Source organism: Imbroritus primus (assembly GCF_964332355.1).
Lineage (GTDB): Bacteria > Pseudomonadota > Gammaproteobacteria > Burkholderiales > Burkholderiaceae > Imbroritus > Imbroritus primus.
Window position 1 is genome coordinate 2015955 of the sequence record NZ_OZ201293.1, and the last position, 14730, is coordinate 2030684.

Genomic DNA, 14730 nt, shown 5'->3' on the forward strand with positions numbered 1-14730 from the left:
AAACAAGTCCGGACCCGCATGCGGATCCGGTGCCATTGCCCGGCAAAGGCACGCCGCGGCAGCCCCGGATTATGCCTGCCCGGGCACCGCCTGGCCATACCACGCCAGGACTTGCGCCACCGCCTGATCCACCGTCATGTCGGAGGTATCGAGCAGATGCGCATCTTGCGCAGGCCGCAACGGCGCAACGGCGCGGGAGGCATCCCGTGCGTCGCGCGCCGTCAGGTCACGCAAAAGGTCTTCCATATTAGCAGAAAAGCCCTTATCAATCAATTGCTTATACCGTCTCTCGGCGCGCGCCTCGACACTGGCGGTCAGGAACACCTTGACTGGGGCATCCGGGAAGATCACGGTGCCCATGTCGCGGCCGTCCGCGACCAGCCCGGGGCGCGTCCGGAAGGCGCGCTGGCGCGCTGTCAGGGCCTCCCGGACCTGCTGATGCACGGCCAGGGCGGAAGCCCGGTTACCGATGTCCTCGGCACGGATCAGCTGGCTGACCTCTTCGCCTTCGAGCCAGATCTTGTCACCGCGAAAACGCAGGTGCAGCCCATGCGCGAGGTCGGCGAGATCCTTCACCTCATCCACCTCGATCCCCACGCGCTGGCTGCGCAAGGCCACCAGCCGGTATAGCGCACCACTGTCGAGATAGTGGAATCCCAGTGCGTCGGCGACGCGATGCGCCACCGTGCCTTTACCGGAAGCGGTGGGACCATCGATGGTGATGACGGGGGGCAAACTGCTCATAGCATTGGTCTATTGCTGTGTTAGGAATAAATCACTGTTTATTTTATTGAGAACAATTATCATTAACTCAACTGATCATCATTCCCGGCCCTGCCGGTTTTCGCTCACAAGGTAAATACGAGGCAATCATGGCAAAGACCCTTTCCTTTGGCGCAATGCACCTGACCATCGCGTTCAGCATCGGCTATGCACTGACGGGCAGCCTTGCCATCAGCGGGGCGATCACCCTGCTGGAGCCGTTGGCGAACACGATCGCCTATTACTTCTTCGATAAGTCCTGGAACCGCTACGTGGATGGCAAGCGCCCGGCCGACACAGCCATGCCAGCCGAGGGTGCCGCAGCGTAATCGCTACTCCGTCAGGCGCCAGCCGGCCGGGCAATCGACCGGAACACGTCGAAATACTCCGGAAAGGTCTTGCCCACGCAGCCCGGCTCGTTGATGCGCACGGGCAGCGGCCCGAAGGCTGCCAGCGAAAAACACATGGCCATGCGGTGATCGTCATAGGTGTCGATCCCGGACTGCGCTTCCTGCCATGCCACCGGCGGCGTCACGCGCAGGTAGTCGGGGCCCTCCTCGACACCGGCGCCGATCTTGCGGAGCTCGGTGGCCATGGCCGCCAGCCGGTCGGTTTCCTTGACACGCCAGCTGGCGATATTGCGCAGCGTGGTGGTGCCGTCGGCAAACAGGGCAGCCACGGCAAGCGTCATGGCGGCATCGGGAATATGATTGCAGTCGAGATCGATGGCGCGCAGACGACCAGAGGGATCCTCCACACCGCGCACTTCGACCCAGTTCTCGCCCGCCATGACATTGGCGCCCATCTGGTTCAGCGCTTCGATGAAGCGGATGTCGCCCTGGATGCTCGCGTGGCCCACGCCTTCGACGCGGACAGGCCCGCCGCCGATGGCGCCGGCGGCCAGGAAGTAGGAAGCCGACGACGCATCGCCTTCGACATGGATTTCCGCGGGTGGCGTGTAGACGCGGCCGGCCGGCAAGATGAAGCGGGACCAGCCATCCTGCTCGACCTCGATACCGAAGCGCCGCAGCAGGTTCAGTGTGATTTCGATATACGGCTTGGAGATCAGCTCGCCGACCACTTCGATGACGATCTTCCCGGAAGCGGTCTGCACCAGTGGCAGCGCCATCAGCAGCGCGGTCAGGAACTGGCTCGACACATCGCCACGCACGCGGATGGGTTCGGCAATATCGATCTCACCACCGCGCAGGTGCAACGGCGGATAGCCTGGATTGCCGAGATAGTCGATCTGTGCGCCGACCTGCCGCAGCCCGTCGATGAGATCGCCAATCGGGCGCTCATGCATGCGCGGCACGCCGGACAGGCGATAGTCGCCGCCCTGCAAGGCCAGTGCGGCGGTCAGCGGACGCACCGCAGTGCCGGCGTTACCGACGAAAATATCCGCGTCGCGCGTGGGGAAACGCCCTGCCACGCCCTGCACGCGGTAATCGCGCTCCGCCAGTTGCTCCCACTGCACGCCAAGCGTCCGCAAGGCAGCCAGCATCACGCGCGTATCATCCGAATCGAGCAGATCGCGCACCACCGTCGTGCCCTGGCTCAGGGCCGCCAGCAACAGCACGCGATTGGAAATGCTCTTCGAACCGGGAAGGCGAACGGTACCTTTGGCACTGGAAAGTGCGGGCAGCAGGAGGGAATCCGGGGATGCAGCGGAAGCAGTAGACATATCGATGAGGCGGTTTCAGGTTTCGTCAGCGTCAGGCGGACATTGTACGCTGGCCTGCCGGGCGCCCCAGGCGTGGCGGGCGTCACTGGCACGGCGGAAAAACTTCTCGAGCGCATCGCCATTGGACTGCTCGACCTGGGTCTTCAGATGTGCCAGCACAGCCTGGTAGGTGGTGATCTCACGCAGCAGGGCGGTACGGTTTCCGATGCAGATATCGCGCCACATCTCCGGCGACGATGCGGCGATCCGAGTGGTATCGCGGAAACCGCTGCCGGCAAACGCCAGCTTGGCCTCGCTGTCCTCGGCGTTGACGACCTGTGCGACCAGGGCGAACGCCAGCAGATGCGGCAGATGGCTGACGGCCGCGAACATCGCATCGTGCTGGACAGCCGGCATGACGTGGCACACCGCGCCGGCAACCTCCCACATGCGCTGCACCGTGGACACATCCGGCGGCAGGTTTTCCTGCAGCGGGCATAGCACCACGCGCTTGCCGTCATACAGATCCGGCAGGGCCGCATCCACGCCGCTGACTTCACGGCCGGCGATCGGATGCGCCGGCACGAACTGCACGACCTTGTCGCCGAGCGCGGTCTTGGCTGCCACGATCACGTCGCCCTTGGTACTGCCTGCGTCCGTGACGATGGTGCCCGGCTGCAGATGCGGCTCGAGGGCGTGCAGGATGTTGAACGTCTGCGCGACCGGCGCACACAGCACGACGATGGACGCATCGCGCAGCGCGTCTTCGAGTGGTGCGCTTTCGTCGATTACGCCCAGCTCAACCGCACGCGCCAGCGAGGTTGCCGAGCGCCCGACACCGATCACGCGGCCCACCGCGCCAGCACGCTTGAGCGCCAGCGCCAGCGAGCCACCGATCAGGCCGACGCCGATCACGACCAGTTTGGGAATCACGAATGTATTCACTTCGACACCACTGTCCATCGACGCGGGCGCCGCACCGATGCGGCCCCAGATTTGCGAGCGCGTCCGGCGCTCAGGCGGATTGCCCGGTCAGCGCCTGTTCCAGCGCGGTCAGGCAGGCAGCATTTTCTTCCGGCAGGCCGATGCTGACGCGAATCCATTGCGGCAACCCGTAGTTGCCGACCGGCCGCACGATGACACCCTGCTTGAGCAACGCGACGTTCACGCGTGCACCTGCGCCTTCATCCTCGCCGACCCGCACCAGCACGAAATTGCCATAGGACGGCACATATTCCAGCCCGAGGCGCTCGAACCCGGCATACAACTGCGCCTTGCCAGCTGCATTGAGTGCGGCACTGCGTTGCAGGAAGTCCGTATCTCCGATCGCTGCCACGGCTGCGGCCTGCGCCATGGTGTTGACGTTGAACGGCTGGCGGATGCGGTTCAGCAGATCGGTCATGGCCGGCTGGGCCACGGCATAGCCAATCCGCAGCCCCGCCAGGCCATAGGCCTTGGACAGGGTGCGCGACACCACCAGATTGGGATACTTGCGCACCCACGCGATGGCATCGTATTGGTCCTCGACCGGGAGATACTCGTTATATGCCTCGTCAAGCACGACCACGACATGCGGCGGCACCTTGGCAATGAACGCCTCAAGCACGGCCGCCGGCACGAAGGTACCAGTCGGATTGTTCGGATTGGCCAGGAACACCAGCCGCGTGTCCGGCGTGATGGCCTGCAGCATGCCATCGAGATCGTGGCCATAGGCCTGTGCCGGCACCTCGACGGCACGCGCGCCGACTTCCTGCGCTGCCAGCGCGTAGACGGCGAATGAGTACTGCGCGTAGACCACGCCCTGACCTGGCTCGACCAGCGCGTGGGCGCAGATCTCCAGAATATCGTTGCTGCCGTTGCCCAGCGTGAACCACGTATCGGGCAAATCGAACTTGCGTGCCAGCACGCCCTTCAGCACGAAACCGTTCGAATCGGGGTAGCGCCCGAGATCGTCCAGTTCCTTGAGCATCGCGGCCCTGGCCGACGGCGGCATGCCCAGCGGATTCTCGTTCGATGCCAGCTTGACGATCTTCGACTCGTCAAGACCGTACTCGCGTGCCACCTCGGAAATCGGCCGGCCCGCGATATAAGGCGCAATCGCGCGGACATATTCAGGACCAAAGACAGAGGGGCGGGAAGCTGGGATCGACATGCGGTTTCCTTTGTTCTACGGTTTCAGCGGCTGGTCGGATAGGATCCGAGCACCTTGAAATAAGCGGCATTGCGGCGCAACTCTTCCAGCGCCCGGGCCACCGGGGCATCCTGCTGGTGGCCCTCGACATCGACATAGAAGTAGTACTCCCATGCCCCGCTGCGGGCCGGTCGCGATTCGAAGCGGCACATCGACACGCCATTGGCAGCCAGAGGTGCGAGCAGTTGGTACACCGCGCCTGCCTTGTTCGGTACCGACAGCACCAGCGAAGTCTGGTCGCTGCCGCTCGATTCGGTTTCATAGCGGCCGATCACGGCAAAGCGCGTGCGGTTGTGCGGATCGTCCTCGACATGTGCATGCACGATATGCAGGCCATAGCGGTTAGCCGCCGACTCGGCCGCCAGGGCCGCGACGCTGTCATCCATCGATGCCATGCGCGCCGCCTCGGCGTTGCTTGACACCGGCTGGCGCTCGAGATGCGGGTAGTTCGCGGTAAGCCAGTGCTGGCATTGCGCCAGCGCCTGCGGATGCGCCCGTACCACCTTCACGTCGGCCATGTTGCCGGTGCGGTTCATCAGGTTATGGTGGACGCGCAAGGCAACCTCGCCGCTGATCTTGAGCGAAGTCTGGAGAAAAAGATCGAGTGTCCGCGACACCGCGCCTTCCGTCGAATTTTCCACGGGGACGATGCCATACTCCACGGTACCGGCTTCCACGGCGCGGAAGACTTCGTCAATCGACGTACAGGGCACGCCGCTCACATCATGACCGAAGTGGGCGTACAGGGCCTGTTCCGAAAAGGTGCCAGCCGGCCCGAGATAAGCAGCCTCGATGGATTTTTCCAGCGCCCGGCATGCCGACATGACTTCACGCCAGATGGTGGCCAGGCTTTCGTTTTTCAGCGGGCCCGGATTGTTATCCTGCACCTTCTGGACAACCTGCTGCTCGCGCTCCGGACGGAACACTTCCGCCCCAAACTTACGCTTGACGTCCCCTACGCGCAATGCGCAGCGCGCACGTTCATTCAGCAGGTGGATCAGCTGCGTATCCAGGGCATCGATCTCGGCGCGCAGCGGCGCCAGCGCATCAGTCAGCTGCTGGTCGCTTGAATCTTTCGGTTGCGTCATGGCAGATTCCAGAGGGCAATACATGAAACGCGCGCCAAAACACCGGCCCGCGTGTGTTCGTGATCAGGCGGAGGTGCGCTCGAACTCTCGCATGAATTCGATCAGCGCCTGCACGCCAGCAAGCGGCATGGCGTTATAGATGCTGGCACGCATGCCGCCTACCAGCTTGTGTCCTTTCAGTTGCACCAGTCCGCGCGCGCGCGCGGCTTCGAGGAAGGCGTCATTGCGGGTGGCATCGCGCAGCTGGAACGGGACGTTCATGCGCGAGCGGCACGCCGGATCGACGCGATTAACATAGAACGCGCTGCTGTCGAGGTAGTCGTACAGAAGCTGCGCCTTGGCGATATTCGCGCGTTCGATGCCAGCCACGCCACCCTGCCGCTTGAGCCACTGGAATACCAGTCCGGCGATGTAGATGGCATACGTGGGCGGCGTGTTGTACATCGAGTCTGCATCCGACACGATGCGCCAGTTGAAAGCCGTGGGCGTGATCGGCAAGGCATGGTCCAGCAGGTCGTCGCGGACGATCACCAGCGTCAGCCCGGCTGGGCCGATGTTCTTCTGTGCGCCGGCATACACAACGCCGACACGGCTGAAATCGATCGGGCGCGAGAGGATGTGGCTCGACGCATCGGCCACCACCACGCGTCCAGAGTCCTGGCCAATCATCGGCACTTGGTGATATTCCACCCCGACGATGGTCTCGTTGGTGCACAGGTGGACATAGGCCGCCTCGTCGGACAGGCGCCATTCCGCAACTGGCGGAATCGAGAGAAAACCCTGCGCTTCGGTGCTGGCGGCGATATTGACTTCGCCGTACTTGCGCGCTTCTTCCTGGGACTTGATCGACCAGGTACCGGTCACCACGTAATCGGCTTTTGGCGTGAGACCGGCGCGCCGGCCGATCAGGTTCATCGGCACAATGGCGTTCTCGGCAATCGCCCCGCCCTGCATAAACAGGATGCGAAAATTGTCGGGCACTGCCAGCAACTCACGCAGATCGGCAAACGCCTGCGCCAGGATGCTGCCAAACTCCTTGCCGCGATGACTCATTTCCATCACGCTCATGCCGCACCCATGCCACGACAGCATTTCGTCGGCGGCCTGCTGCAGCACCTCGGCGGGCAATGCCGACGGACCGGCGGAGAAGTTATAGAGGCGCCCTGCCGCGCCGGGCTGGGCCTGACCGGGAATTTGCATGTCTGGCTGAAATGTCATGAGAAAAAAGAAATGGCTGCTGGTGCGCCACCAAGCAGCCATTATCCCTCAAACCCGGGCAGGATGGCGGTTTCGCCACCGCCCCGCTGGGTTTTTCACGCGCCGGACCGACGCCTGCAACCACCCATTACTTGGCAGCGGCAATTTCCTTGTCGGCCGAATCACGCATCGCCTTGCCAACCTGCGGCCCGTACTTCTGCATCATCGAGCCCCAGATTTCCTGCGTTGCCTTGCCCTGGTTGGTCATGAACTTCTGACCGCTCGGGGATTTCAGGAACGTGGTCAGGTCCTTGATTTCCTGCGTGGTGTAGTACTTGCCGAAGGCTTCGTAGTGCGCCTTGGTCGCATCCGAGCGGAACGCGTCGGTGCCGAACTGCTTGCCAGCCTGATCGACCACGCGCTGGACCGCGCCATTCTTCTTGAGCTTCTCGACGGCCGCCTGCTTCTGCTTGTCGTCCATCGTCTTGTTTTCGATCAGTGCCTGCTCGAGCACCAGCGGCGCATCCTGCTTGGCGCTCTGCTGCCAGTTTTCACTCTGACCCTTGATGGCCTGGTCGACCTGCATCACGGAGAGGAGCTCCTTGATGGCTGCAGTCTTTTCCGCATCGGCCTGGGCAAAAGCGAAGGTCGGCACCAGGGCCGCTGCGATCATTGCCTGCTTGAACATCTTGTGCATTTTCACTCCTGGAGAGGACGTGTGGTTGAGTACCCCATGGTGCCAGAGCAGTTCCACGGGGCGATATCAAATTTGCATCTACTTACGAATTCCCGGCGTCGGACTCGGGCGCAGTACCCTCCTCCGTATCTCCGCTACCCTCACCCAGATCGGACTCGGCATCGCTCTCGACGATCCGCTGCAGCCCGGAAAGCTTGTTGCCCTCATCCACGCTGATCAGCGTCACGCCCTGCGTCGCCCGGCCCATTTCCCGGATCTCGCTGACACGCGTACGAATCAGCACGCCGCCCGTGGTGATGAGCATGATCTCGTCTTCCGGCGACACAAGTGCCGCAGCCACCACTTTACCGTTTCTTTCGCTGGTCTGGATGGCAATCATGCCCTTCGTGCCGCGGCCATGACGGGTATATTCGGAAATCGGCGTGCGCTTGCCGTAGCCATTCTCGGTGGCGGTCAGCACGCTCGGCTGCACGGCATCGCCAGCGGTTGCTTCCGACTCCGCATGCGCCACCAGCATGGCGATCACCTGCTGGCCATCCTCGAGATTCATGCCACGCACGCCACGCGCCTGCCGGCCCATGGGGCGAACATCGTTCTCATCGAAACGCACAGCCTTGCCGGCGTCCGAGAACAGCATGACGTCATGCTTGCCAGCGGTGATTGCCGCCCCGATCAGGAAGTCACCCTCATCAAGATCGACCGCGATGATGCCGGCCTTGCGCGGATTGGAGAAGTCCGTGAGTGCGGTCTTCTTGACGGTGCCCTTCGACGTCGCCATGAAGACGAAGTGCTCTTCATCGAACTGCTTCACTGGCAGGATGACATTGATCTTTTCGCCATCGCTCAGCGGGAACATGTTGACGATCGGCCGGCCACGCGAATTGCGCGAGCCCTGCGGCACCTCCCACACCTTGAGCCAGTACAGGCGCCCGCGGTTCGAGAAGCACAGGATGTAATCGTGCGTATTGGCGACGAACAGCGTATCGATCCAGTCGTCGTCCTTGGTGGCCGTGGCCTGCTTGCCACGTCCGCCACGCTTCTGGGCGCGGTATTCGGAAATCGGCTGGCTCTTCATATAGCCGCCATGCGACAGCGTCACCACCATGTCCTGCGGCGTGATCAGATCCTCGGTATCGAGCTCGGTCGCATTGTTCTCGATGAACGAACGGCGCACATCGCCAAATTCCTGCCGGATGGCAGTCAGTTCGGTGATGATGATTTCCGTGATCCGCGCCGGACGCGCCAGGATATCGAGCAGATCGGCAATCTGCCCCATCACATCGCGGTACTCCTGGACGATCTTGTCCTGCTCCAGCCCGGTCAGGCGCTGCAGGCGCATCTGCAGGATTTCCTGCGCCTGCACTTCCGACAGGCGGTACAGGCCGTCGGCCTGCATACCGAACTGCGGGGACAGATTATCGGGGCGATATGCGCTGCGGCCACCCGGCGTGTCGCTTTCGGCACGCGCCAACATGTCGCGCACAAGGCTCGAATCCCAACTGCGCTCCATCAGCGCCTGCCGCGCGATCGGCGGCGTCGGCGCGGACTTGATCAGTTCGATGAATTCATCGATGTTCGCCAGCGCCACGGCCAGGCCTTCCAGCACATGGCCCCGCTCGCGCGCCTTGCGCAGCTCGAACACCGTACGACGGGTGATGACTTCGCGCCGGTGCGAGAGGAAGCACTCGAGCATCTGGCGCAGGTTCAGCAGGCGCGGCTGGCCATCGACCAGCGCCACCATGTTCATGCCGAACGTATCCTGCAACTGCGTCAGCTTGTAGAGGTTGTTCAGCACGACTTCCGGCACTTCGCCGCGCTTCAGCTCGATCACCACCCGCATGCCGGACTTGTCCGACTCGTCACGGATGTCGGAAATGCCTTCGACCTTTTTCTCGGTCACCAGCTCGGCGATCCGCTCAAGCAGCGTGCGCTTGTTGACCTGATAAGGCAGCTCATCGACGATGATCGCCTGGCGCTGGCCACGGTCGATATCCTCGAAATGGGTCTTGGCGCGCATGACCACGCGGCCACGGCCGGTACGGTAACCATCGCGGACGCCAGACACGCCATAAATAATGCCAGCGGTCGGGAAGTCGGGCGCCGGAATGATTTCGATCAGCTCATCGACGCTGGCCTCCGGATTGCGCAGCAAATGCAGGCATCCATCGACAATTTCACACAAGTTGTGTGGCGGGATATTCGTCGCCATCCCCACGGCGATCCCCGACGAACCATTGATCAGCAGGTTCGGGATTCGGGTGGGCAGGACCAGCGGCTCCGTTTCCGAGCCATCGTAGTTGGGCCCGAAGTCGACCGTTTCCTTGTCGATATCCGCCAGCATCTCGTGGGCGATCTTCGACAGGCGGATTTCCGTGTACCGCATCGCGGCAGCGTTGTCGCCGTCCACCGAGCCAAAGTTTCCCTGCCCGTCGACCAGCATGTAACGCAGAGAGAAGTCCTGCGCCATGCGGACGATCGTATCGTATACAGCAGAGTCCCCATGCGGGTGATACTTACCGATCACATCACCAACGATACGCGCCGACTTCTTGTAAGCGCGATTCCAATCGTTGTTCAACTCGTGCATCGCGAACAGTACGCGGCGATGCACGGGCTTCAGGCCATCGCGGACATCGGGGAGCGCGCGCCCCACGATCACGCTCATTGCGTAATCGAGATAGGACTTGCGCATTTCCTCTTCCAGCGAGACCGGAAGCGTTTCTTTAGCGAATTGATCCATTGCGCCTTACTATGGAAAGGCCCGACGAATAGACGCAAGTCTGGCGGGCAACAGTGCATTTTAACATGCGCGGCCCCCGCATCCCAGCAGGCAGCACAGCGCCCAGCCCCGCTCGGAACTGCGTTTCCGTGATCCACGCATCGCATGCAAAACCCAGTCTCGACAACGCTTTGCAGGGTGCCGGGGCTTTGTTGCATCAACACCACAGGGCTCCACCCTGTGCTTTGAATTGAATATATTTACTTCTTAGGAAACGAGCCTTGTGGCACAATTCCCCAGCGAAGAGGCAGGCATTTTTCGAAGTGGAGCATCCGCCACATCGAGAATGTTATACTCCGAAGAATGTATGACTTGTTTTCGTCCCTTGCTCGCAGTCATTCTGCGGTGATCTCATCCTGAGAGGAGAATTATGAAAAAATTTGCCAAGCTCGCACTCACTGCAGCGGCAGCAGTGCTGGCCGTGTCCGCTCACGCTCAGTCGGTGCCTTACGAAAAGAAGGCAGTGAACGACAACTGGGGTAACGGCACCAGCGAATGGGTCTGGAAGAACGGTACCAACGAACTGTGCTGGCGAGATGGCTTCTGGACTCCGGCCACTGCCAATGCACAATGTGACGGCGCCCTGGCTCCGGCCGCAGCTCCGGCTGCAACGCCGACCCCGGCCGCTCCGGTTGCTCCGGTCGTGTCCAGCGAAAAAGTGACGTTTGCTGCTGACGCCCTGTTCGACTTCGACAAGGCTGTCCTGAAGCCGGAAGGCCGCGCCAAGCTGGACGACCTGGTCTCCAAGCTGCAAGGCATCACCCTCGAAGTGATCATCGCCGTCGGCCACACCGACTCGTTTGGTTCGGACAAGTACAACGATCGCCTGTCGATCCGTCGTGCTGAAGCCGTCAAGGCCTATCTGGTCAGCAAGGGCGTCGAAGCCAACCGCGTGTACACCGAAGGCAAGGGCGAGCGCCAGCTGAAGGTCGATCCGAAGTCGTGCAAGGGTAATCGCAAGGCTCAGATCGCTTGCCAGCAGCCGAACCGCCGCGTGGAAGTGGAAGTGGTTGGTACCCGCTCCGCGAAGTAATCGGGATTTATTCCGGTTTGAAAGCCCAGCGCAAGCTGGGCTTTTTTATTTGTGCCGCACTAATTTGATACAGTAGGCGTCTGATACACCCCGTCTGACACACAACGCCCGACGCCGCAGGCCCCAGAGAACCGCATGACCCACCCCCATACCGCCAACGCCGACCCACGAGAAATCGACAAGTTCAGCGAACTCGCCCATCGCTGGTGGGACCCCGCCAGCGAATTCAAGCCACTGCATGACCTGAATCCGCTGCGTTTCGGCTGGATCGATGGCATCGCCCACCTGAGCGACAAGACAGTCCTCGACGTTGGCTGCGGCGGCGGCATTCTCTCCGAAAGCATGGCTCGCCGTGGCGCACGCGTCAAAGGCATCGACCTCTCGCGCAAGGCCTTGCAGGTTGCCGACCTGCACAGCCTGGAGAGCGGCATTACCATCGACTACGAAGAGATCGCCGTGGAGGCACTGGCCGTACGCGAACCGGCGGCATTCGACGTCGTGACGTGCATGGAAATGCTCGAGCATGTGCCGGAACCCGCCTCCGTGGTAAACGCCTGCGCCCAGCTCGTACGGCCCGGTGGATATGTCTTTTTCTCCACCCTGAACCGTACGCCCAAGGCCTACCTGCTCGCGGTCCTGGGGGCCGAGTACATCCTCAGGATGTTGCCGCGCGGCACGCATGACTACGAAAAATTCATCCCGCCGGCGCAGCTGGCACATGCGATTCGCCACGCGGGGCTCGAAATCGTCGAGATCCGGGGCATGACCTACAATCCGCTCACGCAGATCTACAAACTCAGCCGCGATACCGACGTGAACTACATGGTCGCCTGCCGCCGCATCTGATTACCCGAATCTCCCCATGCATACTTACGACGGCGTATTTTTCGACCTCGACGGCACGCTGGCTGATACTGCGCCGGACCTGGCGGCCGCAGCCAACCGCTTGCGCGTCGACCATGGACAGCTCCCGCTACCGCTGGACCAGTTGCGGCCTGTCGCGTCGGCCGGCGCCCGCGGGCTGCTCGGCGTGGCCTTCGGCATCACACCCGAGGATGACGGCTATGCCGTGCTGCGCGATACGTTTCTCGACTATTACGAAAGCGCGCTGGCCGTCGATACCCGCCTGTTCGACGGCATTCCCGACGTTCTGGAAGCCCTTCAGGCAGCCGGCATGCCGTGGGGCATCGTGACCAACAAGAACTCGCGCTTCACCGAACCGCTGGTGACGCAGATTGGCCTGCGCCAGCACGCGGCGGCTATCGTCAGCGGCGACACCACGCCGCACGCCAAGCCTCACCCTGCCCCATTGCTGCATGCGGCAGCCGCTGCGGGGCTGGATGCCGCGCGCTGCGTCTATATCGGTGACGACCTGCGCGACATCCAGGCAGGCCGGGCTGCCGGCATGACAACCATTGCGGCAGCCTACGGTTATTGCGGCGACGGCCTGCCGGCCGCCATGTGGCAGGCCGACCATATCGTGCAGTCTGCCCGCGAGCTCACGGCACTCCTGCTGGGCCAAAGCGCCTGAGGGAACTTGGCTGGCATCCGTGACTCCAACACGGTACAATCGTCACCCCTGTATCACTCCTATTCGGGGCCGACCTGGTTTCGACGTGGGTTGCGAAGCAGTTGAGGGCATACCGAGGACCCGTCACCTCGTAAATCAATGGGAAAGCAATAATTGCTACCTTTAGCAAGCAAGAAGCTGCAAACGATTCGTCGTTTGCTCTCGCCGCTTAAACACCGGTGACTTCCCTCGTACTGGTCTGCCGATAGGCCAGGGTCGCAAGACTATACGAGGTCATTCATATCGGATCGCATCGGGTGGGTGTCGTGACGCCAGATGCTAAAACAATCGCGACTCGCCGTTCCAAAGCGTGTTCGTCCGCGTTGGCCCGGTTAAATCAAATGACAGAACTAAGTATGTAGAACTCTCTGTAGAGGACTTGCGGACGCGGGTTCGATTCCCGCCGGCTCCACCAAATTGAAGGGCTCGGATACTCTCCGGGCCCTTTTTCTTGCCTGAAATCCCCGCGCCATGCGGGGTCCCGACCATCCGTGCTGCGGGTGGCCATCAGCCGAAACGCTCCAAATCGGCCACTTTCTCGGCCAGAGCCGTCTCTATTCTCCGTTTGGCCTGCGGGTAGGCGCAGTTCTATCTCATGCAAAATCAACAACTTACGCTAGGCGGTTCATCGTCAACCAAGGCGACCGGTCACCAGTGCAACTAGACAGCGTTTGTCATTTGTACTAACATTGCGGCAATTGATCTAACAAAAGAGGTGCTGCCATGACTGCCGTTGCATCGTCGCCTTCCGCCCGTTCTGCCCGACTTGGGCTGCGCGCCACCCCCGAACAGGAGGTGGTGCTGCGCCGTGCCGCCGAGGTGGCCCACAAATCGCTGACCGACTTCATCCTCGACAGCGCGTGCCTGGCCGCCGAGCAGACCCTGCTCGATCAGCGGTTGTTCATGGTCTCGGGTAGCCAGTACCAGGCCCTGATGGATCTGCTGGATCGCCCCGAACAGGCCAACGAGGGTTTGCGCGACCTGTTTGCCCGTAAGGCGCCCTGGGACACGAAGTGACGTTGCGCGCACCGGAGCCGCTGGCCGCGCAGCATCGGCTGGAAGGTTTTGATTGCGACAAGCCCGCCTTGAATGACTGGCTGTTGCGCCACGCCCGCCAGGCGCAGGGCAGCGGCTCGGCCAAGACCTTTGTCGTTGCCGAGGACGATGGCCGCGTGGCGGGCTACTTCAGCCTGACCGTGGGACAAGTCGACACGCTGGAAGCGCCAGAGCGCATCCGCAAGGGGATGGGGCAGTACCCATTGCCAGTTGTGATTCTGGCGCGGCTCGCTGTCTCGGTGGTGGACCAGGGGCGAGGTATAGGCTTTGGCCTGCTGCAGGACGCGATTCGCCGCACGATGCTGATTGCCGAACAGGCCGGCATCCGTGCCATGCTGACCCACCCCATCGATGAAGAAGCAGCGAGGTTCTACACCCGGTTCGGGTTCATCGCGTCACCGCTGCGCGAACAGCAATTGTTGCTGCTCTTGAAGGACGCCCGTCGCTGGGTCCGCTGAACCATGACCATCGAATCACTGCCCACCTTTACCAAGCCGGCCCGCCAGCGCTGGCAGTCCATCCCTGCCGACATTCGCCAGCGGCTGCTGTCCAACGTCTGGTGCGGCCAGTGCCGTCACGAAACCACGATCACCAATTTCAGCGGCACCATCAAGGGGGGAGACTTGCTGCTGGTGGGCACGTGCGCCGAATGCCGCAGTGATGTGGCACGGGTGATCGAGGGCTCGTAACCCAG

Annotated in this window: 15 protein-coding genes and 1 other RNA gene; 8 read left to right on the forward strand and 8 right to left on the reverse strand. The window is 62.1% G+C overall.

The annotated features are described in order from the left end of the window. Positions 1–69 precede the first annotated feature (69 nt). Entirely contained in the window at positions 70–744 is a 675-nt protein-coding gene (cmk, locus tag ACQ3C8_RS09195) for a (d)CMP kinase (protein ID WP_009521829.1), read from the reverse strand. Positions 745–872: 128 nt separating this feature from the next. Between cmk and ACQ3C8_RS09200 the strand changes: the two genes are divergently transcribed. Further along, the gene (locus ACQ3C8_RS09200) at positions 873–1091 is read left to right on the forward strand and encodes a DUF2061 domain-containing protein (protein ID WP_428851367.1); all 219 of its coding nucleotides are present in this window, start codon (positions 873–875) and stop codon (positions 1089–1091) included. A gap of 11 nt (positions 1092–1102) precedes the next feature. Here the strand turns inward: ACQ3C8_RS09200 and aroA are convergent, their stop codons facing one another. The 7 genes from aroA to gyrA all read right to left on the reverse strand — a co-directional run bounded on the left by aroA (position 1103) and on the right by gyrA (position 10338). Then, positions 1103–2446 carry a 3-phosphoshikimate 1-carboxyvinyltransferase gene (gene aroA, locus ACQ3C8_RS09205; RefSeq protein ID WP_428851368.1) on the reverse strand — a complete coding sequence of 448 codons (1344 nt, stop codon included), beginning with the start codon at positions 2444–2446 and terminating at the stop codon, positions 1103–1105. 15 nt (positions 2447–2461) lie between these two features. Continuing rightward, complete coding sequence (locus tag ACQ3C8_RS09210; RefSeq protein ID WP_428851369.1) at positions 2462–3388, reverse strand: prephenate dehydrogenase; 927 nt, start codon at positions 3386–3388, stop codon at positions 2462–2464. Positions 3389–3440: 52 nt separating this feature from the next. Further along, positions 3441–4577 carry a histidinol-phosphate transaminase gene (hisC, locus tag ACQ3C8_RS09215; protein WP_428851370.1) on the reverse strand — a complete coding sequence of 379 codons (1137 nt, stop codon included), beginning with the start codon at positions 4575–4577 and terminating at the stop codon, positions 3441–3443. A 23-nt stretch (positions 4578–4600) separates the two neighbouring features. Further along, positions 4601–5704: a prephenate dehydratase gene (gene pheA / locus ACQ3C8_RS09220; RefSeq protein ID WP_009521824.1), complete on the reverse strand. Its 1104-nt coding sequence runs from the start codon at positions 5702–5704 to the stop codon at positions 4601–4603. Between the two features lie 63 nt (positions 5705–5767). Then, positions 5768–6904 carry a 3-phosphoserine/phosphohydroxythreonine transaminase gene (gene serC / locus ACQ3C8_RS09225; RefSeq protein WP_428851371.1) on the reverse strand — a complete coding sequence of 379 codons (1137 nt, stop codon included), beginning with the start codon at positions 6902–6904 and terminating at the stop codon, positions 5768–5770. Positions 6905–7049: 145 nt separating this feature from the next. After that, positions 7050–7598: a DUF2059 domain-containing protein gene (locus ACQ3C8_RS09230; protein ID WP_009521822.1), complete on the reverse strand. Its 549-nt coding sequence runs from the start codon at positions 7596–7598 to the stop codon at positions 7050–7052. A gap of 82 nt (positions 7599–7680) precedes the next feature. Beyond that, positions 7681–10338, reverse strand: coding sequence for a DNA gyrase subunit A (gene gyrA / locus ACQ3C8_RS09235; protein WP_428851372.1), 2658 nt, complete (start codon positions 10336–10338; stop codon positions 7681–7683). 409 nt (positions 10339–10747) lie between these two features. Between gyrA and ompA the strand changes: the two genes are divergently transcribed. From ompA to ACQ3C8_RS09270, 7 genes are all read left to right on the forward strand, one after another. Continuing rightward, positions 10748–11410, forward strand: coding sequence for an outer membrane protein OmpA (ompA, locus tag ACQ3C8_RS09240; protein WP_009521820.1), 663 nt, complete (start codon positions 10748–10750; stop codon positions 11408–11410). A 135-nt stretch (positions 11411–11545) separates the two neighbouring features. Continuing rightward, positions 11546–12256 carry a bifunctional 2-polyprenyl-6-hydroxyphenol methylase/3-demethylubiquinol 3-O-methyltransferase UbiG gene (gene ubiG / locus ACQ3C8_RS09245; protein WP_428851373.1) on the forward strand — a complete coding sequence of 237 codons (711 nt, stop codon included), beginning with the start codon at positions 11546–11548 and terminating at the stop codon, positions 12254–12256. Between the two features lie 16 nt (positions 12257–12272). Continuing rightward, complete coding sequence (gene gph, locus ACQ3C8_RS09250) at positions 12273–12941, forward strand: phosphoglycolate phosphatase (protein ID WP_428851374.1); 669 nt, start codon at positions 12273–12275, stop codon at positions 12939–12941. Positions 12942–13006: 65 nt separating this feature from the next. Continuing rightward, positions 13007–13395: a transfer-messenger RNA gene (ssrA, locus tag ACQ3C8_RS09255) on the forward strand. A 308-nt stretch (positions 13396–13703) separates the two neighbouring features. Then, positions 13704–13997: a DUF1778 domain-containing protein gene (locus ACQ3C8_RS09260; protein WP_150094976.1), complete on the forward strand. Its 294-nt coding sequence runs from the start codon at positions 13704–13706 to the stop codon at positions 13995–13997. Next, entirely contained in the window at positions 13994–14494 is a 501-nt protein-coding gene (locus tag ACQ3C8_RS09265) for a GNAT family N-acetyltransferase (RefSeq protein WP_428851375.1), read from the forward strand. Before ACQ3C8_RS09260 ends, ACQ3C8_RS09265 begins: the two co-directional genes overlap by 4 nt. Before the next feature lie 3 nt (positions 14495–14497). After that, entirely contained in the window at positions 14498–14725 is a 228-nt protein-coding gene (locus ACQ3C8_RS09270) for a hypothetical protein (protein WP_428851376.1), read from the forward strand. Positions 14726–14730 lie beyond the last annotated feature (5 nt).

Bases quoted from the DNA above. Each gene is read 5' to 3' on its own strand.
- pheA (WP_009521824.1), bottom strand. From the start codon at position 5,704: ATGACGCAACCGAAAGATTCAAGCGACCAGCAGCTGACTGATGCGCTG.
- ACQ3C8_RS09270 (WP_428851376.1), top strand. From the start codon at position 14,498: ATGACCATCGAATCACTGCCCACCTTTACCAAGCCGGCCCGCCAGCGC.
- aroA (WP_428851368.1), bottom strand. From the start codon at position 2,446: ATGTCTACTGCTTCCGCTGCATCCCCGGATTCCCTCCTGCTGCCCGCA.
- ACQ3C8_RS09260 (WP_150094976.1), top strand. From the start codon at position 13,704: ATGACTGCCGTTGCATCGTCGCCTTCCGCCCGTTCTGCCCGACTTGGG.
- gyrA (WP_428851372.1), bottom strand. From the start codon at position 10,338: ATGGATCAATTCGCTAAAGAAACGCTTCCGGTCTCGCTGGAAGAGGAA.
- ompA (WP_009521820.1), top strand. From the start codon at position 10,748: ATGAAAAAATTTGCCAAGCTCGCACTCACTGCAGCGGCAGCAGTGCTG.
- ACQ3C8_RS09200 (WP_428851367.1), top strand. From the start codon at position 873: ATGGCAAAGACCCTTTCCTTTGGCGCAATGCACCTGACCATCGCGTTC.
- serC (WP_428851371.1), bottom strand. From the start codon at position 6,904: ATGCAAATTCCCGGTCAGGCCCAGCCCGGCGCGGCAGGGCGCCTCTAT.
- hisC (WP_428851370.1), bottom strand. From the start codon at position 4,577: ATGTCGATCCCAGCTTCCCGCCCCTCTGTCTTTGGTCCTGAATATGTC.
- ubiG (WP_428851373.1), top strand. From the start codon at position 11,546: ATGACCCACCCCCATACCGCCAACGCCGACCCACGAGAAATCGACAAG.
- gph (WP_428851374.1), top strand. From the start codon at position 12,273: ATGCATACTTACGACGGCGTATTTTTCGACCTCGACGGCACGCTGGCT.
- ACQ3C8_RS09230 (WP_009521822.1), bottom strand. From the start codon at position 7,598: ATGCACAAGATGTTCAAGCAGGCAATGATCGCAGCGGCCCTGGTGCCG.
- cmk (WP_009521829.1), bottom strand. From the start codon at position 744: ATGAGCAGTTTGCCCCCCGTCATCACCATCGATGGTCCCACCGCTTCC.
- ACQ3C8_RS09210 (WP_428851369.1), bottom strand. From the start codon at position 3,388: ATGGACAGTGGTGTCGAAGTGAATACATTCGTGATTCCCAAACTGGTC.